Here is an 18,337-nt window from a genome sequence, read left to right on the forward strand (position 1 = left end):
AAATTTTAACCCAAAATATCAGATTTGCCTTGAATTTATTTGGTGGCATGTCTATTTATTAAGAGATATTTTATATTTAAAATGAAGATTTAAAATTAAGCTGTTTGGTTCTGATGATTGAACATGGTCAAGTTTTATCAAATGCAATGATTGATTAAAATATACATAAAATTACATGAAAATTTAAATCAAATCACCTACAATATCACGCACAATCCTACCTTTTATATTTTGAGTTTTCATGTATCCAGCCAAAATTGATCCGTTTTTTCGCCGTCTGTTTATTTTAGCGGCGTTATGTTTGTTTTTATATGCCCTATTTTTGATGAAAACGGTCATTACACCCTTTGTTGCAGCATTTATTTTGGCATATTTTTTAAATCCTTTGGTCAGCCGACTTGCCTTAATTATGCCAAGAATTTTGGCAGTCTCAGTTGTGTATATTAGCTGTTTTGTGGTCATGGGCGCATTAATCATTTGGTTGGTGCCTATGGTTTGGGCACAAATGCAGATACTTTGGGAGTCATTGCCACATATTATTACTTGGTATAATGACACTGGCAGAGCTTGGATTGCTCGCTATACCAACAGTGAGCTTTTGCCACTTGATATTGACCTAATATCCAATACGGCCTTGGATTACTTTCAAAATAACTATCAAGTTAACGATGTTCAAGGTTTAATTAAGCAAGTATTTAGCTCAGGTATTTCAGCGGCCAATAACATTGGTTTGATTGTCATGGTGCCTATTCTTACCTTTTATTTTTTATTGGGCTGGGATCAACGACTGTATACATGGAAGCTATCTATTCCTAAGCCCTATACCAATAAGGTCGTTAGAATTGCTCGTGACTGCGATACTGCTTTGATGAATTTTGCCAAAGGTCAATTTTTAGTCATGTTGCTACTTGGTGCGATTTATGCCATTCAGCTACAGCTCATCGGTTTGCAGTTAGGATTGATTATTGGTATCACCGCTGGCATTGCAAGCTTTGTCCCTTATTTGGGTTTTGGTATTGGTATTATTGCAGCACTGATCGCAGGATTATTTCAATTTGGATTAGACTGGATCTATTTGGGACTGATTTTTGGGGCATTTATGATTGGGCAAGTTGTTGAAGGCTATATTCTTCAACCTCTATTACTAGGTGATAAAATTGGCCTATCGCCTTTATGGGTCATTTTTTCTGTCTTGGCAGGTGCATCTTTATTTGGTTTTGTCGGTATGCTCATCGCCCTGCCCGTCTCTGCAGTCATTAATGTTTTATTTCATTATGCGTATGATGCCTATTTACGCAGTGATTGGCATGAAGGTCAAAGGCAGCTGCCTTTATGGAAAGAAGATGACTAAAAATCACCTTGGTATAAATTACTTGCATAAAATGTACAAAATATGGTATATATAGCCACCAAAAAACACAAGAAGTGTCATTTGTACTCATTATTTATCGGCTTTTGAACCATAACGATAAAAATCCAACATGCACTATGAACACCCATCAAGGCTGTCATCATGACCCAAGCAATACAAGATTCATTGAATTTAGATATTCGTCCCGAAGCATCACTTGAGGATTTTCAATCTTCAAGTTACCGCCCCATTTTGGATGCTATTGATAAATTGGTACAAGGCAGTTTGCGTGAGCTGTTCATTGTCGGTGATTCTGGCTTTGGCAAGACGCATTTGGCAAGTGCCATCTATGAGCATTATACTTCAATGACCTCAAAAATGGTCATCAGCTTAAATCTAACCGAACTCATAGAACAAGATCCGCATGCAACTGCACTTGTTGGGCTTGAGATGTTTGATTTGATTATCGTGGATGATTTACAAATGGTTCGGCATAGCTATGAATGGCAAGAAGGGTTATTTCATCTAATCAACCGCCTTCGTGAACACCAAAAACAGATTTTATATTTGGCAGATGATCCAGCACGAGAGCTACAAATTGGATTATTGGATTTACATACTCGGCTATCGCTAGCCCCCATGCTGACTTTGCCAGATAATGATGATATTAATGATCGTCGTATCCTGATTGAGGTGATTTTAAAGAAAAAAAACTGGAAGCTGCCTGAAGAGATTTTTGACTATTTACTTGAAGAGGGTCCTAGAAATGCTGGGGATATTAATACCGTCCTTGATCACATTCGACCTTTACTGACACGCCTTTCACGCGTGCAAATTCCCAAAAAAACCATCGCAGAAGCCAAGCAAATTATTTTACATGAAACATTCATGCTTGAAATCGGTGATAATGCTGACTCCAATTTTTGATAATCGGCTTATTTAAATAAACTTAAGATAAATACTAGTAATGTTACCTAATTAATGGTATGTTATGCCACATACATAGCCCACAAAAAGGATATTTTATGAAAAAAGTCAGCCTTGGCTTGCTTGTCAGTGCCCTACTAAGCACTGCTGCCGTTGCCCAAGTCCAGCTTAATGTTGATGATAACATTAAGGTAACCGCAATTAATGGTCAGGCAATCCATCATGGATTATTACAACCACTACAACAAAATTTCACTTTAGAACCAGGTCGGCATGTCATTATGGCGCGTTATGATCGGTTGTTTAAACTTGGTCGTGATGATCATGATTATCTAAAATCAGGCGATATTACCATTACTGCCAATTTAGCTGATCATCAAACCTATCGACTTATTATGCCAAATCAGCCTAAAGACTATCACGCTGCCAAAGATTATATCAAAACACCCAGTTTAGCCATCACACAACACGGTGCGATTATTACCCAAGAAGATACCACTCAAACGAAGCGTTCAGGTTTATTTGGCGGTATTACAAGTACGATTAACAACCTATTTGGTCGTACAAATTCGACAACAACTGCCAACCAAGAGGCGATTGCTGCAATCAGTACTTACAATACCGCCAAACCCACTGACAATCATGCGGTGCGTGCTGATGACAACTTAGATGGCTTTATGCAAATTTGGCTAAACGCCAGCGATGAAGAGCGTGAGAAAATTCGCCAATGGATTGAAAAATAATTCATCCACTCCTATGACAACCACTGATGAAAGTCACTAAAAAGCTTTGTTTTTGGACAAGGCTTTTTTATTGGCATTAAGCATGTCAATTTGGCTGAACCAATCTGAATCAATCCAGCGGTTGGTTTAATCTAACAGAGAATATAATAAAATAATAAAAAGCCCATCATATGACACGATGAGCTTTATATGTGGCTATGCTACGACAGACTGAAATATTTTAATCTGTAGGCAATATGCTGATTATTTTGCTAAAACAGAAACATAGCGACGGTTAAATTGACCTTTGGTCTCAAATTTAACCACACCTTCAGTTAATGCAAATAATGTATGGTCACGACCCATACCAACACCTTCACCTGCGTGGAATTCGGTACCACGCTGGCGAACGATGATGTTACCAGCAACAACATCTTGACCACCAAAAACTTTTACGCCAAGCATTTTTGGGTTAGAATCACGACCGTTACGAGTAGAACCTGCGGCTTTTTTATGTGCCATGAAAATATCTCCTGTTAAAATACCATGGGCAATGCCCTAAAGTATCAAATACTAATGTGGTGAATTAAGCGTTAATGGCTTTAATTTTTAGCTCGGTAAACCATTGACGATGGCCTTGCTCTTTGTGATAGTGCTTACGGCGACGATGCTTAACGATGCGTACTTTTTTACCACGACCATGCTCAACCACTTCAGCTTCTACACTTGCACCAGCAACTACAGGCGAGCCAATTTTAATCTCAGCACCATCAACAACCATCAACACTTCTTCAATCTTTAGCGTTTCGCCTTTTTCAGCTTTTAATAGCTCTACTTTTAGCGTTTCACCAACGCTAACACGGTGTTGTTTACCGCCACTTTTAATGACTGCGTACATCTTTATCTCTCCAGATAAAACCTGTGTGCCGTGGTCATCCCTTTGATGACTCTTGATAACGAACACGACAAGGATATAAAATAAGGCAGTATTATATAAAATTATACCAAGAAAAACAAGATAATTTTGAAAACTTTGTTGATAACATGATATTAAACTTAAAAAATCACCATCGGCTGACCCCTTTATCAGATTTCATCACATCAAGCACAATCCCCCGAAGCCAACGATGAGCCATATCCTGTTCGGTGCGTTCGTGCCATGTCATCATCATGGTAAAACCGTCAATGGCGATGGGTGGATTTTGTAGGCGGACGTTTGGCAGGGTTTGGGCAAGATGTTTGGGCAACACCGCCACCAAATCCGAATCGTTCAACAGCTGTGGCAGCAGCGAGATATGGTCTACCGACACCATCACTTTGCGTTTTCGCCCCAACTTTTGTAAGGCAATGTCAGTTGCACCACGAAATTCACCGCCATTATAAGAGAGCATGGCAAAGGGCAATTTGCAAAACTCATCAAGCGTTAAAGCGGTGTTTGCCATGGGGTGCATTTTGCTCATCACACAAACATAATGCTCTTCATATAATCGCATTTGAGGCATGTCATCACTGATGTGATGTTGCCCAACCAGTGCCAAATCAATGGCGTTTTTATCAAACAAAGTCTTGATGTTTTGCCCTTGCACAGGCAATAAGGCAACTTTGACATTCGGAGCAAGCCGTCTTAGCCTTAAAATCAAGGGCAAAGCGATGATTTGTTGTACATAATCCATCGCCCCAATGCGTAGGGTCATGGACAAATTGGCAGGTTCTAGTTTGGGCGGGGCAAGCATGCCGCTTATCTCTTCTAAGACACGCCGAGCGACATGCCCAAGCTCAATGGCCCTATCGGTGGGCTGCATGCCGTGCTGAACCCGCACAAATAACGGGTCATTAAAACTCTCTCGCAGGCGATTTAAAATACCGCTCATCGCAGGTTGGGTGATGGACAGTCGTTGTGCTGAACGACTGACATTGCATTCGTCCAGCAAGACAACAAAGGCTTTTAATAGGTTTAGGTCTAGGGTTCGGATATCGGTCATATCACACGCTTAGTGTTTTTTAAAAATATCAATGCTGTTCATCAATGTTGTCTGTCAGTGTTATGTTAATCAGTGTTATGTTAATGTTATCTGGTCGGAAAATGTGAGTGGTGATATCAGCCATATTGATAAGCACATATTAAAATAATCAATTTGAAATGATAACACAATTTTTTTAAAATATCAGCATCTAAAATTTAGTATCCAAATCACTTAGTATCAAAAACTTAGCATCAAAATAATGAGTATCTAAAACAATAGGACAATCATGGCAACTTTTCGCAAAATCCTAAACCCCATCAGCCTAAAAAACCTTGAACTCAAAAACCGCATTGTCATGCCCCCAATGTGCCAATATTCTGCTACGGATGGTGTGCCAAATGACTGGCATTTGCTCCATTACACCAGCCGAGCGGTGGGCGGTGTGGGCCTCATTATCGTTGAGATGACCAATGTCTCTGCCAATGGTCGCATTACGGCGAACTGTTTGGGGCTTTGGAATGATGAGCAAGAACAAGCGTTTAAAAAATTGGTGGACAGCGTGCATGCACAAGGGGCGAAAATTGGCATTCAAATCGCCCATGCAGGTCGTAAAGCCCAAGATGAGCCAAATGCCGTTGCCCCGTCTGCCATTCATTATGGTGAGCTTGACTATGCTGGGCAAAATCTCATCACCCCAAGGCAGCTGAGCATTGACGAGATAAAAGCATTGGTACAAGCATTTGCCGACTCTGTCAAAAGAGCGGTGAATGCAGGCTTTGATGCAATTGAGCTTCACGCCGCCCACGGCTATTTGATTCACCAGTTTTGTGCACCCAAATCCAACCAACGAAGCGATGAATACGGACAAGACCGCCTATTGTTTGGCGAGCAAGTCATTCACGCCGTTCGTGCCGTCATGCCTGATGAAATGCCCCTAATCGTGCGTATCTCTGCCCAAGAGTATGGCGAAAACGGCTTTGACAGTGATTATGGTGTGGAGATTGCCAAACGCTTCTCAACAGCTGGGGCAGATGTGTTTCATGTCAGCGGCGGCGGCGATGGCGTATTGTGTGAGGGCAAGCACCCCCAATTTTATGCAGGCTATCAGGTGGCACTGGCTCGCAAAGTCAAACACGCCACAGGCAAACCTGTGATTGCTGTGGGCATGCTAGATGACCCTGCCGTGGCTGACCATGTGCTTGGTGTGGGCGATGCCGATCTTGTGGCGATAGGTCGTGGGCTGCTTCGAGACCCATATTGGGTGCTAAATGCCCAGTATCAGCAAAACCGCTCAGATGGCAAAGAGGTGCAGTTTGTGCCCAGACAATATGAGCGTGGGTTTGTGTGAATTTTTTAGCAATGAACGGTATTTTTGGGCGGTTTGGGCTGTTTAATCAGGCTTAAATCGTGTTTAGATACACTGTCATAATCATTCATTATTTTGGAGTTCAACCATGCAATTTTTTAACAAAGATGACGTTTTAGACGCCTTTCATTATCGTGTGTCTACTCGCTCGTATGATGGCGATAAAAAAATCCCTGCCGAGGATTTTAACTATATTTTGGAGTTGGGGCGTCTAAGCCCAAGCTCGGTGGGTTCTGAACCTTGGCAATTTTTGGTGTTACAAAATGCCGATTTACGCCAAAAGTTAAAGCCTTACTGCTGGGGCATTCCGACTATGGAAACATCCAGTCATATCGTTGCCATACTTGCCAAGAAAAATGCCCGTTATGACACACCTTATTTTGGTGAAATCATGGACAGACGAGGTTTGATGGGTGATGACCGTGCCAAAGCATTGGAGGTGTACCAAAAATTCCAAGAACAAGACATCGCCATCTTAGACAGCGAACGCAGTCTGTATGACTGGGCAAGCAAACAAACCTACATCGCACTTGCCAATATGATGACAGGGGCGGCAATGATTGGTGTGGACTCTTGTCCGATTGAGGGTTTTGCTTATAAGGAGGTGAACCAGCTTTTGGCAGACGAGGGTTTGTTTGACCCAAATGAGTGGGCGGTGTCGGTCATGGTAACATTTGGCTATCGTGATAAAGAGATTAAGCCCAAAGCACGCAAGACTTTTAAGCAAGTTGTGAAGTTTGTGGAATAAACACATTCTCTCAACAAAATATTTATTAAAAACATAAATTAAGGAAATATTATGACCTATCCTACCCAATCCTAAGCCGCATTTAGCCCAACCACACCGCTTACCCACACAGTTTTGAGCGCCGTGAACTGCGTGCCGATGATGTGCTGATTGACATCACGTATTGTGGCGTGTGCCATAGCGATTTGCACACCGCTCGCAACGACTGGGGCTTTACCCACACACTTATCCGATTGTGGTCGGACACGAAATCATCGGACGCATTGCCAAAGTCGGCGACAACGCCCAAAAATTTAAGGTAGGCGACTTGGTGGGCGTGGGCTGTATGGTGGATTCTTGCCGTACCTGCTCGCCATGTTCATACGGTTTGGAGCAATACTGCGAACACGGCAATATAGGCACTTACGGCAGTCTTGACCGTCATGACGGCACGCTGACCCAAGGCGGTTATAGCACGTCTATCGTGGTGAGCGAAGATTTTGTGTTAAAAGTATCCGAAAACCTAGACACCCAAGCGGTCGCCCCGCTACTGTGTGCAGGCATTACCACCTACTCGCCCCTGCGTCATTGGAAAGTCGGCAAAGACACCTAAGTGGGCGTGGTCGGACTGGGCGGACTGGGATATATGGCGGTCAAACTTGCTCATGCTATGGGGGCGGAAGTTACGCTCTTTACCCGTTCGCTTGGAAAATCCGATGACGCTTACCGCTTGGGGGCGAGCCGTGTGGTGCTGTCCACCGATGAAAATCAGATGTTCAAGGTGGCAAACACCTTTGATGTCATCATTGACACCGTGCCATACACCCACGATTTAAGCCCTATGTGCCGACACTTGCCTTGGACGGTACGCTGGTACTGGTCGGTCTGATGGGCGAGCTGGAACAAACCATTAACACCGTGCCGATGATTATGGGTCGCCATAGCATTTCTGCGTCTGTGATTGGCGGAATTCGTGAGACCCAAGAAATGTTGGATTTTTGTGCCGAGCATAATATCGTGCCAGATGTGGAGATGATAAATATGCAAGACATCAATGATGCGTATGAAAGAATGCTTAAATCTGATGTCAAATATCGCTTTGTGATTGATATGGCGAGTTTGAAGGGGTGATGCTTTTTGTGGAATAGGGAAACACCGTTTTCAGAGTTGGAAACGGTGTTTTTATTTAGAACAATATTATATAATCAAAAATACTGATGATAATCAATAAGTTTAGCTTAAATTTTATTGTCAATTTTTTCTCCAATCGTATTCATATATGCTTGTAAATCAATAGCAGGCACTGTTCCAATTGCTTGTTGCAAATAACGGGTTAATTGCATAAAGAAAGTGATTAATGAATTTTCAGGCTGACTAAATACTAATGATTGAAAAGTTCGATTATGATAATAATCATGAATGCGTTTGCTAAAATCTATTCTCTCATTGGTATCTTCTTCCCCTTGATATTGCACAAAGAAGCTACCATAATCCATAATACAACCCAAATCAATCCCCTCTAAATCAGTTAAAGAGTTGATATGCTTTTGAATGGTATCATTGTTAGTATGTGTAAAAGAATTGGTTGTAGTTAAAATCCCACCAATAATCTTTGTTAATGGACGAGCAGGTAGTTTTTGCCCAGAATTAATCATAGATGTTGATGTGCGGTCTAATTTTCTGACACTGGCAATTTTTTGACCTGCGTACTTAATGTAATTAATATCACCTACATTTCCCTGAATATCAGGTTTGACTTCAAAAACAGCATAAACTCCTTCGGCTGGAATGTATTTAAAGCCATTTTGATTAAAAATAAATGGTGTAAACCAATTATCATAAATAACAATATCAATTTGGTCACTAGTATTTCCGTGGCAATCAATCACAATTGCTTTATCTACACTATAACGATTTGGTAAATAATTTTGCAACCATTCAATCCAAGCATTTTCTAAGGCATCACCTTTTGAACCTGGATGATAAATAAATTCACGATTGGTACTTAATTGGCTTTGCATTTGCCCTTGCATACCACGAAACAAGGCTGATAAATCAACATGATTCATAAACAATTAACCTACCTTTATCAAAAATAAAGAAATTAAAATCCAACAATTTATTGTTAGAAATACTTAAAATAAGCAAAACAGGATTATTCAGCTGAACTGTATTACAATAAGCAATATTATTCATTGCTTGCAAATCTGTTAAACTATACCACGCTGATGCATTGGGATGACTATGCCATTCACCTATATAATATAAACCAGTTTCTTGAAATATCTTTTCAAAATCATGAATTTTTACATTTAATTTACGCCTAAATTCTACTGGTGAGCTGGCGTATTTATCAACCAATAAAAAATCTTTAACATACAATTTGGTAAAATCATCAGAATAATAACCCAACAAAAATCCACCATATTCGTTTGGATAATGATGAATTGCGGTCTTCGTCATCAGTTTAATAAGTGGGCATTCAATACATAATTGAAGATTTTTATATTTTTTAATAATCATTAAAACCTCTCAACCTTTAAATTGAGATTATCATCATATTGAATAGTAAAATTTTGATAATTATTCTCTTGAATCATTAAGTTAATTGTTTTTAATGATAGTTGAACCATAATGGCAATATCATTATACGATGCTTTAAAAGTTGGATTCCAACAGCCAATAGGATTATATAAATCCAAAGTATCATTCTCTAAAATATTATCAAACTGATGTCTAACAAAGCGGTAATGATTGGGTGAAACACCACATACCAATGCTTTTGCGTGATTTGTTATAGATAAATTCAATATAGTGCTGGTTAAATTTAACTTGCCTGTAAGATACATTAAATCATCATCGGTAGAACAATCAAAAATATAATCAAATTCTGAAAATTGCGCTGATAAAAGATTAAGGTATTCTGATGGAAGATCAAATTTAATATATTCTGTTGCCAAATGACGAATAGAACTCAACTCAACAAAGGGAGATATACGCCATAAAATACTTGCTAATTCATCTGTTTTATTGGTATAAGGTGGAAGAAAGTTATATTCTGAACGGCAAATATTCTCTGGCTCTTTAACATCATAATCAGCAATTGTAATATTTTTACAACCTCCCCTAACGAGTGTCCTTGCGACTTGACTTCCAATTGCTCCCAACCCAATAATAAGCACTTTTTTATTAGTTAGATTTGGATGAAACGCACCTCGTCCGAAAAAATAATGATAGGATGAATTTTTTGAAATAACCCAGTTTATTTGCTTATCGCAAAGTTCATGTATTCCTTGCGTATTTTGGAAAAATTGGTCTTTCAAATCAATCATCGCAACTTGCCAGTGAATGTTCTGATTTTTTGTATTATATCCAATAAAAATAGGTATATGCTCTTGTTGAATGGTAAGAGTAATTCCCCAAATCTCACTTAACATTTCTTGGTTAAATAGGGATTTAAATTCTTGCCAATTTGAAAATGAAAATCTGTCATAAATTGAGGGTTTATCTTCAATAAAGATATAAATTCCTAATAAGTTGTTTTCCTTGCTTGAGTAAAACGATGACCATTGGCAATTTTTATTGGTAACATTATGTGTAAAGGATTGCACTAAATAATTGTACATATCCTTATCATGATATTTTGATTTTGTTAAGTAAGTATTGGTAACAATGCCAATCTCATTTTTAGAAAATGACTTATCGATATCGGTAAATTGAAAGGAGAAATATACTCCATTATAAGTATGATTTGCTGTAATTAAATGCTCATAATGCTCGTCTTTTTCTTGATTGATGACGTATTTTTTAATCCACCATTTGATTGCTTGAAAATCTTGCTGTAATTTTTTTTCAAAAATAATACAATGCTGATTATGAAAGCAAATAGCATTGTCTGACATTACATGGCTAAATTGTTTATACTCATCATCTTTTAGATAAAAGCGAATGGACTCACTGTCACTGATTTTTAATGGGTAGGCTTTATCAATGATAATATTAAAATCAATAGGTTTATCTAATTCTTCAAAATCAAAAGTAATATCAAAACTTACCTGCTCTTGCGAAAATGAAAGAGCAGATAAATTTTGAATATATGGAATGGATTGAATGGTTTGCTCTAATTCAACTTTAGAAAATCTCATATTAACCAAATCTTTGTGAAATTGGAGGTGTTGAAACTAATACCGAACTTTTAAGCCCATAAGCCTTATTCTCATCTTTATTATCTTCGGCAAATTTTTCATTTAATGGAAGATAAAACTCTATTTGTTTCTCATTTAATTCAATTTGTTCCAACATGGATTTTAGTTGAGAAACTAGAACAGCTTTTTTTGTATCATCTAATGATGATGCCAAATCATTATTGCAGTTGCCCGGGTCTTTGAGTGTGAAATTTTCACTCTGAATATTATCAATGATATATTTTAAAACAATTTTAAATTGTTCCCATAAATTACCCTTTGGAGACGATTTTTCATAAGCTTTAATCACCAATAATTCAATAAAAAAAGACTTGTATTTGTATTGATGACAAGCTTTCCAAATTTTTAGCAAACGAATAACTTTTCTTTCATTTTCTTTGGCTTTAATGTGTTCAATTTGAGCGTGAATATTGGTTTTAAGATAACCCTCATTTTGTGTTTTATGTAGATTTAAATCCTCATGTTCTGGAAAAGAATCTTGGCTAGTCTCTCTCGCAGGAACAACATCAATATTAATTTCATCTTCTTCATCAAAAGTTAAACCTATAGAAACCCCTTGTTTCTTTACAGTAGTTTCATCTTTATACTTTTCTGTTAGTTTTTCCAAAACATCTTCAAACATTTTTTCTAATGTTGAAAAAGCATTATGTTTAAATGGTACAACCAAATCCAAATCAAACTTGGTATTGATGGCCGTATGTTTTTTATATGATCCCGAATTAAATGACTCATAAATTTTACTACCATATTGTTCATTCAAGAAAGCTTTAATTTCATCACGTTTTTCACGATATTTGTTAACTAACCCATCGATATGTTTCATTCGATAGCTTTCTAATACGGAATTTAAGTAATTGCTTTTGTAGTCAGACATGGTTAATCTCCATAAAATTTTCAGTGCATAACAGATTGTTTCAATATATATTGGGTTGTACCTATGGAATTTCAAGTACCAATAGCACGAATACGGTCTTGATTAAAGTATAATACTAAAGGCTCTAGACTAGCAGAATCACTCTGTTAGACTAGAAAAATGAGATACAACAGTAAATTAAGTACATATCATCTCAAAAAAAAATTATTCGGCACTTTTGTGCCGATATTGAAGCCTTAAAAACCGCTTTGCTGACTGGTTTTAATCGCAATACCATCAATCATTGGTACAACATCTTTCGTCAGGAAATCTATCGCCATCAGAGTGAACTTAAGGAACAAATCTATGGAAGCATAGAAGTCGATGAAAGTTATTTTGGCGCCAAGTGGCAACGAGGCTTTCATAGCAAACTCAAACGCGGCAGAGGAACGTTGAAACAGCCTGTATTCGGTATATTCGAACGTGAGGGCAGAGTTTATACGGAAATCGTTCCTGATTGTAAGAAGCAGACCTTGCAAGACATTATACTGGGTAAAGTCAGCTTGGACAGCGTCATCTATTCTGATAGCTGGCGTGGATATAGCGGATTGGTTGATGTGGGTTATAGCAAGCATTTTCGGGTTAATCACGGACAAAACGAATTTGCACATGGCAGCAGACACATCAACGGTATAGAAAGTTTTTGGAGTTTTATCAAAAGAAGGTTTGCAAAATTTAACGGTGTAAGCAAAAATTTCGAATGGCATTTGACAGAATGCGAATGGTCGCTTCTGCAATAAATTATACCAATCACCCTGCTAGTCTAGAGCCTACTAAATTATACCCACCCATAACCATTCTCAATTTCCCTTAATATCTAAAACCTTGTATAATATCCTTTTTCAAACCAAACCATTAGGACAGCCCAGTCCCTAATGGTTTATTTTATTTGCCAAACCGATGAAACCGACTGTTAAACACCCCATTTTAAAACGCCTGTTTAAATTCAGCGTGCTTGCCTTGATTGTCGCCATTTTGGGCGTGATGCTATCGCAATTTGGGCGAATTGCCCGATGAGAGCCGTTTTGCTCATTTGTCCTATTACAAAAACGGGCAATTTGTGAACCTTTATACCACCGATTTGCCCTATTATCCCGACAAAGCCACAGGGCAAGGCGGTTTTGTGCGGTTTGACGGTTACACGCCAAAGGCTCGTTTGCCTATGATGGATTTAAATCAGGCGACTTTCAGCCAGTCTGAAAACTTCGCCTACTATTGGCTCGGTCATGCGTCCGCGATTTTGGAGCTGGACGGCGTACGCTTTTTGACCGATCCTGTGTTTGACAACACCAACCCCTTGAATCTACCGCTCATCGCCCCACGCTTTCAAGAAGTCCCAATCGCACGCCAAAACCTGCCCGCCATTGACGTTGTGCTGATTACTCACGACCATTATGACCATTTGGCGGACAAGGCAGAGCGGTTTGTCGTACCGCTTGGCGTGGGGGCAAGGCTAGGGTCTGTTGACAATCACCTTGAAGCCATAAGTGTTGCAGCGAGATAAATGTTTGCCGCAAAGGATCTGTCTGTTTTCTCCGAACGCATGGCTATCTTCTTAAACTCCTTTAAATCACAGAAAACATTTTCTACCAAATGACGCCATTTGTACACATGCCGGTCATAAGCACATTGCAGTTTTCGCTTGCTCGTCGATGGAATCACCGCTTGGCAAGCCCTTTCGTTCAGTTCCTCTAACAGCCAATCTGCATCAAAGGCTTTGTCTGCCAGTAAAGCATTAAACTCTTTGTCTTTAATTAGCGCTTCGGCACCGACAATGTCATGACGTTGCCCGGGTAATAGGGGGAATGAAACCAAATTGCCCAATGCGTCGACTAAGGCCAAGATTTTGGTACTCATGCCGCCTTTGGATTTACCGATGGCCTGATTTAAAGTCCCCCTTTTGTACCTTGTCCGTGGCGGTGGACTTTAACAATGGTGCCGTCAATCATAGCGTATTCCATATCAGGATCTCCCCGCAGCGCTTCAAAGATTACGGCAAAACGCTCAGCCTTGACCCATCTGCGATAGCGTTGGAACACGCTGTTCCACTTACCGAATTCTTCAGGTAAATCACGCCAGGGACTGCCTGTACGAATAATCCACAACACTGCTTCGATAAACAATCGGTTGTCTTTTGCGCTTCTTCCGTCATCTGTGACTTTACCGGCACAAAGCGGCTCTATCTTGATCCATTGGGCATCACTTAGCATTAATCTGTTCATATCAATAGCATGCCATCAATTCAATGTATGTCAACAGAGCCTAGCAGAGTGATTGGTATAATTTATTGCAGAAGCGACCATAAATGTTTTTCTAAATCATCAATATTCTGCTTCCAGCGCCATTCGCATTCTTTCAAATGCCATTCGAAATTTTTGCTTACACTGTTAAATTTTGCAAACCTTCTTTTGGTAAAACTCCAAAAGGATTCAATACCGTTGATATGACACTTACCATGAGCAAACTCATTTTTGCTATGATTTACCCGAAAGTGTTTAGCATAACCCACATCAACCAAGCCATTATAGCCACGCCACCCATCTGAATAGATAACACTATCAGGTGATACTTTACCCAAGATAATGGCTTGTAGCGATTTAGCTGTGCAATCTGGAACGATTTCGGTATAAACCCTACCATCTCGTTCAAAGATTCCAAATACAGGTTGTTTTAATGTGCCACGACCTCGTTTGAGTTTACCATGATAGCCTCTTTGGCGTTTCGCTCCAAAGTAGCTTTCATCGACTTCAATAGAGCCGTAGAGTTGATTTTTTTGCCCCATTTGGTATTCATAGATAACTTGTCTAAAGATACCATACCAGCGGTTGATTGTGTTACGATTTAGGCTTAATAGTTGAGCAGTCTTGGTCGCATCTATGTCAATGCAGAAGCATTGTATGATTTTTTTGACTTTGTATTTGCTTAACTTACTGTTGTATCTCATGTTTCTAGTCTATCAGATTGTTTCTGCTAGTCTAGAGCCAACTCACATTCTTGATGGGTATGGTTGCCATATGATATATTCTGGCATAAAACACTTGACAAACACCAGTTATCGTTCACAACAGTAACCATCCTCACCAGTGCGGCTATCCATCATAATTTACAATTTTAGGTGAGTTTTATGTTTGACTTATTATCTGGTTTGTTATCTTGTGCGGGTGATGACATTGCAAAAACAAAATCTAAAAAAAGCAATTCATCATTTCATTAATTTTTGGTTTTTTGATATTTTTAGCCATTTGCATTGAAGAGTTTTTGCCAATTCAAGTGTAAATCTAATATTATTTACCTTAGGGTTGGGTTTTTTATCATCAACGCTGATATTTATCTGTTTTTTGATTGCCAATGTATTGAAAAATAAATAGAATTTTATTAGTATACTTTTTTGATGCAAGAAGAAGGTTATTGCAACCAAACCATGGCTTAAAAAATAGTTAAATACATTATGAAAAAATGCCCTAACTGTCATAAAAAATGCATTGATGTCCTAGAATATTCTGGCAAATGCCCTTGTTGCAAAGAAGCCATACAAACGCCAGTATTTTTTTCTGCATATCTAATGATTGTCTTGATGATTGTTATGTCTGTTGGCGTATATATCAATAGTTATTTTTTGATGACATTTGCTTTTTTAATGATTGTCATCCATAAACTATTTTCTTATCAAATAGATTTGCTATTATTTCCATTGATGGTTAAAAATGAATAACCAATGACATATTTTAAACCAATGCTAACCTACCTAAGATAAGTGACTTGATTGGACAGCTCATTACCCATCTCATCACTACTTGGATAATGCAGTTTTAATAATTTACCAAGCTGAGTGATGAGCGTTGTCAAACCTATTTGCATCTTGCCTTGGCGAAATTGAGCTACCGCATCATCACACATATTTTGCCAATCATCCATATGTGCCTTTTGATCAATACCACGATCAGCAATAATCTCAAGATTATGCTCACACAAATTGACATACACAAGCACGCCAGAATTATGCTCTGTATCCCAAACCTTGTGCGTTGCAAACAAATATAAGGCACGCTCACGACAATCTTGGCTATAGGCATTGGTAATAGGCAAGTGATTTTCAATAATCAGGTAAATCTCCCCACGATGACCCAGCTCCGCCTGTGTAATCGCTTGTGTCAATGTGGTCTTGACAGTTTTAGTCAGCCAGCGATTATGCAGTGAGGGAATATAAACCATCTGACGAAACAGCCGAGCCAAACTTTTGGTTGATTGAATTGTCTGCATTACCAAGAACCTCCTGCACCGCCACCACCGAAGCTGCCGCCACCGCCACCAAAGCCACCGCCACCAAAACCGCCACTTCGCCCACCGCTACCAAAGTTACCGCTACCATCTGTGATCGGTAAGACACCACGAGCCAATAAAAATACCCATAATATGACTGCAGCGATCATTACCACAAAAAATCCAGCACCACTCATCAGTGCCACAATAACAAATCCACCTGCACCAAAGGTTGCACCCAAAAATCTACCAAGAATCGCCCCCAAAAAAGAACCTGCAATCAACGCAATGATAAATAAGCCAATGATGTCTATATCCACAGAATCATCAGTCTGAGCGTCAGCACGAGCCAAACTTTCAGGATCAGCTCTTAGGCGTTCATCAATGCGTGCAATCCCTGCTGACAGCCCTTGAGCATAATTGCCTGATTTAAAAGCAGGTGTGATATCATCACGAATAATACGACTTAATGCTGCATCAGGCAGCACACCCTCAAGTCCATAACCTGTTAGGATATATATCTTTCGGTCATTCACCGCAACAGTAATTAATAAACCATCATCTGTATCTGCTTGACCTAACTGCCATCGCTCAGCGACGGCAAGTGCATAATCAAAAATATCGATACCATCAGTACTTGGAACAATCACCAAAGCAGCTTGAGCCAAATTATCTTGATAAATCTTATGGAGCTGTTCGGTTAAGTGTAGATATTCTGATGGTGTCAATATTTTGGCAACATCAACCACAGGTGTATTTAAAATCAGCTTGTCATGGCTGATACTTTGTGCGTGAGATGTTGGTATATTGATGGGGGTTGATTGGGGTTTGGTATCTGCTTGATTGGCGGGATTAATAGCCTGCTCAAATTCACGCACAGATTCTGCCAGTGGTGAATTTGGATTACTTTGGGACGCACGATTAGCACTGATAATCAGTGCTGTCAAATCATCTTCAGATACAGACTCAGAAGCCCAAGCGGTCTCACCAAAAATTAATAAAATTGGTAGTAAAATCGCCATCACCCATCGCTGTATCGCTTGAGTATGAGCGTGCATTTTTTGCATTACCTTAACCACACAAAGTCAATTACTGTGCAGTGCCAGTATTGGTGTTATTGCCAAAATTAACCGTGGGTGCCACTGAGATCGCCGCTTCATTTTCAACACTAAAATTAGGCTTAGGCTTCATACCAAATACCATCGCCGTCAAATTGGTTGGAAATTGGCGTACAGTTGTATTATAGGTACGGACATCTTCAATGTAGTGATTGCGTGCAACCGTGATGCGATTTTCGGTACCCTCAAGCTGTACTTGTAAGTCTTGGAATAATGCATCTGCCTTAAGCTCAGGATAGCGTTCTGATACCATCATCAAGCGAGACAGTGCTGAGGTCATCTGACCTTGAGCGTCTTGATATTGCTGCATGGCTTGGGGGTCGTTCAATGCTTCAGGCGTCAGCTGCACACTACCCACACGGGCCCGAGCTTCAGCAACTTCGCTAAATACGGCCTGCTCATGATTAGCATAACGCTCAACAACCTGTACCAAATTGGGTACCAAATCAGCTCTGCGTTGGTATTGGTTAACCACTTCAGACCAAGCGGCAGCTGTTTGCTCATCTTGGGCTTGCAGTGCGTTATAACCGCAACCCGACAAACTTAATGTCAAGGCAAGTATTACACTGATGAACAGATGTTTTTTCATAATCATTTTAAGAATCCCATTTTTTATATTGCTATGATTATACAGTCATTTTTTTTAATCATAAAGATGCTTGTAAATTTAATGTCTAAAATTTAGCATCTTTTGAGTAGATATGGGTAAAATACTCTGTTAACAACACCTTAAATGCATAAAAAAATTTATACATTAACCATAAAATCATGTGTTTGATGAAAT

General features: G+C 39.2%; 18 protein-coding genes and 2 pseudogenes. 8 read left to right on the forward strand and 12 right to left on the reverse strand.

Translation table 11 applies throughout. The features are described 5' to 3' along the window. Nucleotides 1-241: 241 nt before the first annotated feature. From A4U55_RS04000 to A4U55_RS04010, 3 genes are all read left to right on the forward strand, one after another. Nucleotides 242-1,351, forward strand: a complete 1,110-nt coding sequence (locus A4U55_RS04000; RefSeq protein WP_003667948.1) for an AI-2E family transporter — start codon at nucleotides 242-244, stop codon at nucleotides 1,349-1,351. A gap of 162 nt (nucleotides 1,352-1,513) precedes the next feature. Continuing rightward, nucleotides 1,514-2,278, forward strand: coding sequence for a DnaA ATPase domain-containing protein (locus A4U55_RS04005; protein ID WP_003659276.1), 765 nt, complete (start codon nucleotides 1,514-1,516; stop codon nucleotides 2,276-2,278). A gap of 98 nt (nucleotides 2,279-2,376) precedes the next feature. Beyond that, nucleotides 2,377-3,021 carry a DUF2057 domain-containing protein gene (locus A4U55_RS04010; RefSeq protein ID WP_063454040.1) on the forward strand — a complete coding sequence of 215 codons (645 nt, stop codon included), beginning with the start codon at nucleotides 2,377-2,379 and terminating at the stop codon, nucleotides 3,019-3,021. A gap of 243 nt (nucleotides 3,022-3,264) precedes the next feature. On the opposite strand, the gene rpmA is transcribed toward A4U55_RS04010, so the two are convergent. The 3 genes from rpmA to A4U55_RS04025 form a co-directional block, all read right to left on the reverse strand. Then, on the reverse strand, nucleotides 3,265-3,522 hold the full coding sequence (gene rpmA, locus A4U55_RS04015; RefSeq protein WP_003659274.1) for a 50S ribosomal protein L27: 258 nt from the start codon (nucleotides 3,520-3,522) through the stop codon (nucleotides 3,265-3,267). 64 nt (nucleotides 3,523-3,586) lie between these two features. After that, the gene (rplU, locus tag A4U55_RS04020) at nucleotides 3,587-3,898 is read right to left on the reverse strand and encodes a 50S ribosomal protein L21 (RefSeq protein ID WP_003667943.1); all 312 of its coding nucleotides are present in this window, start codon (nucleotides 3,896-3,898) and stop codon (nucleotides 3,587-3,589) included. 166 nt (nucleotides 3,899-4,064) lie between these two features. Continuing rightward, nucleotides 4,065-4,982, reverse strand: a complete 918-nt coding sequence (locus A4U55_RS04025) for a LysR family transcriptional regulator (RefSeq protein WP_063454041.1) — start codon at nucleotides 4,980-4,982, stop codon at nucleotides 4,065-4,067. A gap of 268 nt (nucleotides 4,983-5,250) precedes the next feature. Between A4U55_RS04025 and A4U55_RS04030 the strand changes: the two genes are divergently transcribed. The 3 genes and pseudogenes from A4U55_RS04030 to A4U55_RS09190 all read left to right on the forward strand — a co-directional run. Next, nucleotides 5,251-6,312: an NADH:flavin oxidoreductase/NADH oxidase gene (locus A4U55_RS04030; protein WP_063454042.1), complete on the forward strand. Its 1,062-nt coding sequence runs from the start codon at nucleotides 5,251-5,253 to the stop codon at nucleotides 6,310-6,312. A gap of 106 nt (nucleotides 6,313-6,418) precedes the next feature. Then, nucleotides 6,419-7,078, forward strand: coding sequence for an NAD(P)H-dependent oxidoreductase (locus tag A4U55_RS04035; protein ID WP_063454043.1), 660 nt, complete (start codon nucleotides 6,419-6,421; stop codon nucleotides 7,076-7,078). Between the two features lie 75 nt (nucleotides 7,079-7,153). After that, nucleotides 7,154-8,188 (forward strand): annotated as a pseudogene (locus A4U55_RS09190) (NAD(P)-dependent alcohol dehydrogenase); the annotation flags it as partial. 107 nt (nucleotides 8,189-8,295) lie between these two features. On the opposite strand, the gene A4U55_RS04045 reads toward A4U55_RS09190, so the two are convergent. From A4U55_RS04045 to A4U55_RS04060, 4 genes are read right to left on the reverse strand one after another with little or no spacing between them, the layout of a single operon-like run. Continuing rightward, a complete protein-coding gene (locus A4U55_RS04045) occupies nucleotides 8,296-9,126 on the reverse strand; it encodes a DUF6602 domain-containing protein (protein WP_003663249.1) in 831 nt (276 codons plus the stop codon). Further along, complete coding sequence (locus tag A4U55_RS04050; RefSeq protein ID WP_003663250.1) at nucleotides 9,113-9,580, reverse strand: Mov34/MPN/PAD-1 family protein; 468 nt, start codon at nucleotides 9,578-9,580, stop codon at nucleotides 9,113-9,115. Before A4U55_RS04050 ends, A4U55_RS04045 begins: the two co-directional genes overlap by 14 nt. Then, nucleotides 9,580-11,202: a ThiF family adenylyltransferase gene (locus tag A4U55_RS04055; protein ID WP_063454044.1), complete on the reverse strand. Its 1,623-nt coding sequence runs from the start codon at nucleotides 11,200-11,202 to the stop codon at nucleotides 9,580-9,582. Before A4U55_RS04055 ends, A4U55_RS04050 begins: the two co-directional genes overlap by 1 nt. 1 nt (nucleotide 11,203) lies before the next feature. After that, nucleotides 11,204-12,136 (reverse strand): nucleotidyltransferase domain-containing protein, encoded by a 933-nt coding sequence (locus A4U55_RS04060; RefSeq protein WP_036331513.1) that lies wholly within the window; start codon nucleotides 12,134-12,136, stop codon nucleotides 11,204-11,206. 159 nt (nucleotides 12,137-12,295) lie between these two features. Here A4U55_RS04060 and A4U55_RS08800 point away from each other — a divergent pair. Both A4U55_RS08800 and A4U55_RS04070 read left to right on the forward strand, forming a co-directional pair. Continuing rightward, nucleotides 12,296-12,915: pseudogene (locus tag A4U55_RS08800) on the forward strand (IS1595 family transposase). Nucleotides 12,916-13,235: 320 nt separating this feature from the next. Continuing rightward, nucleotides 13,236-13,679 (forward strand): MBL fold metallo-hydrolase, encoded by a 444-nt coding sequence (locus tag A4U55_RS04070; protein ID WP_227513422.1) that lies wholly within the window; start codon nucleotides 13,236-13,238, stop codon nucleotides 13,677-13,679. On the opposite strand, the gene A4U55_RS08805 is transcribed toward A4U55_RS04070, so the two are convergent. The 5 genes from A4U55_RS08805 to A4U55_RS04105 all read right to left on the reverse strand — a co-directional run bounded on the left by A4U55_RS08805 (nucleotide 13,646) and on the right by A4U55_RS04105 (nucleotide 18,148). Beyond that, nucleotides 13,646-14,397, reverse strand: a protein-coding gene (locus tag A4U55_RS08805) for an IS5 family transposase (protein ID WP_105212859.1) whose coding sequence is annotated in 2 segments (ribosomal slippage) — nucleotides 13,646-14,064 and nucleotides 14,064-14,397 — 753 coding nt in all. Because the reading frame shifts where the segments join, the coding sequence is not laid out codon by codon here. The genes A4U55_RS04070 and A4U55_RS08805 overlap by 34 nt on opposite strands. Before the next feature lie 62 nt (nucleotides 14,398-14,459). After that, on the reverse strand, nucleotides 14,460-15,119 hold the full coding sequence (locus tag A4U55_RS04085; RefSeq protein WP_038519865.1) for an IS1595 family transposase: 660 nt from the start codon (nucleotides 15,117-15,119) through the stop codon (nucleotides 14,460-14,462). Between the two features lie 797 nt (nucleotides 15,120-15,916). Further along, nucleotides 15,917-16,435, reverse strand: a complete 519-nt coding sequence (locus tag A4U55_RS04095) for a TPM domain-containing protein (RefSeq protein WP_003659245.1) — start codon at nucleotides 16,433-16,435, stop codon at nucleotides 15,917-15,919. Beyond that, a complete protein-coding gene (locus A4U55_RS04100; protein WP_063454046.1) occupies nucleotides 16,435-17,502 on the reverse strand; it encodes a TPM domain-containing protein in 1,068 nt (355 codons plus the stop codon). The genes A4U55_RS04095 and A4U55_RS04100 overlap by 1 nt, the downstream gene beginning before the upstream one ends. Before the next feature lie 22 nt (nucleotides 17,503-17,524). Then, on the reverse strand, nucleotides 17,525-18,148 hold the full coding sequence (locus A4U55_RS04105; RefSeq protein WP_003659240.1) for a LemA family protein: 624 nt from the start codon (nucleotides 18,146-18,148) through the stop codon (nucleotides 17,525-17,527). Between the last annotated feature and the right edge of the window lie 189 nt (nucleotides 18,149-18,337).

This window comes from Moraxella catarrhalis (genome assembly GCF_001632285.1).
GTDB classification, from domain to species: Bacteria; Pseudomonadota; Gammaproteobacteria; order Pseudomonadales; family Moraxellaceae; genus Moraxella; species Moraxella catarrhalis.

Coding starts and splice junctions, on each gene's coding strand:
- A4U55_RS04100 (WP_063454046.1), bottom strand. CDS start 17,502: ATGCAAAAAATGCACGCTCATACTCAAGCGATACAGCGATGGGTGATG.
- A4U55_RS04005 (WP_003659276.1), top strand. CDS start 1,514: ATGACCCAAGCAATACAAGATTCATTGAATTTAGATATTCGTCCCGAA.
- A4U55_RS04060 (WP_036331513.1), bottom strand. CDS start 12,136: ATGTCTGACTACAAAAGCAATTACTTAAATTCCGTATTAGAAAGCTAT.
- A4U55_RS04095 (WP_003659245.1), bottom strand. CDS start 16,435: ATGCAGACAATTCAATCAACCAAAAGTTTGGCTCGGCTGTTTCGTCAG.
- A4U55_RS04030 (WP_063454042.1), top strand. CDS start 5,251: ATGGCAACTTTTCGCAAAATCCTAAACCCCATCAGCCTAAAAAACCTT.
- A4U55_RS04000 (WP_003667948.1), top strand. CDS start 242: ATGTATCCAGCCAAAATTGATCCGTTTTTTCGCCGTCTGTTTATTTTA.
- rpmA (WP_003659274.1), bottom strand. CDS start 3,522: ATGGCACATAAAAAAGCCGCAGGTTCTACTCGTAACGGTCGTGATTCT.
- A4U55_RS04050 (WP_003663250.1), bottom strand. CDS start 9,580: ATGATTATTAAAAAATATAAAAATCTTCAATTATGTATTGAATGCCCA.
- rplU (WP_003667943.1), bottom strand. CDS start 3,898: ATGTACGCAGTCATTAAAAGTGGCGGTAAACAACACCGTGTTAGCGTT.
- A4U55_RS04025 (WP_063454041.1), bottom strand. CDS start 4,982: ATGACCGATATCCGAACCCTAGACCTAAACCTATTAAAAGCCTTTGTT.
- A4U55_RS04045 (WP_003663249.1), bottom strand. CDS start 9,126: ATGAATCATGTTGATTTATCAGCCTTGTTTCGTGGTATGCAAGGGCAA.
- A4U55_RS04010 (WP_063454040.1), top strand. CDS start 2,377: ATGAAAAAAGTCAGCCTTGGCTTGCTTGTCAGTGCCCTACTAAGCACT.
- A4U55_RS04105 (WP_003659240.1), bottom strand. CDS start 18,148: ATGATTATGAAAAAACATCTGTTCATCAGTGTAATACTTGCCTTGACA.
- A4U55_RS04055 (WP_063454044.1), bottom strand. CDS start 11,202: ATGAGATTTTCTAAAGTTGAATTAGAGCAAACCATTCAATCCATTCCA.
- A4U55_RS04085 (WP_038519865.1), bottom strand. CDS start 15,119: ATGAGATACAACAGTAAGTTAAGCAAATACAAAGTCAAAAAAATCATA.
- A4U55_RS04035 (WP_063454043.1), top strand. CDS start 6,419: ATGCAATTTTTTAACAAAGATGACGTTTTAGACGCCTTTCATTATCGT.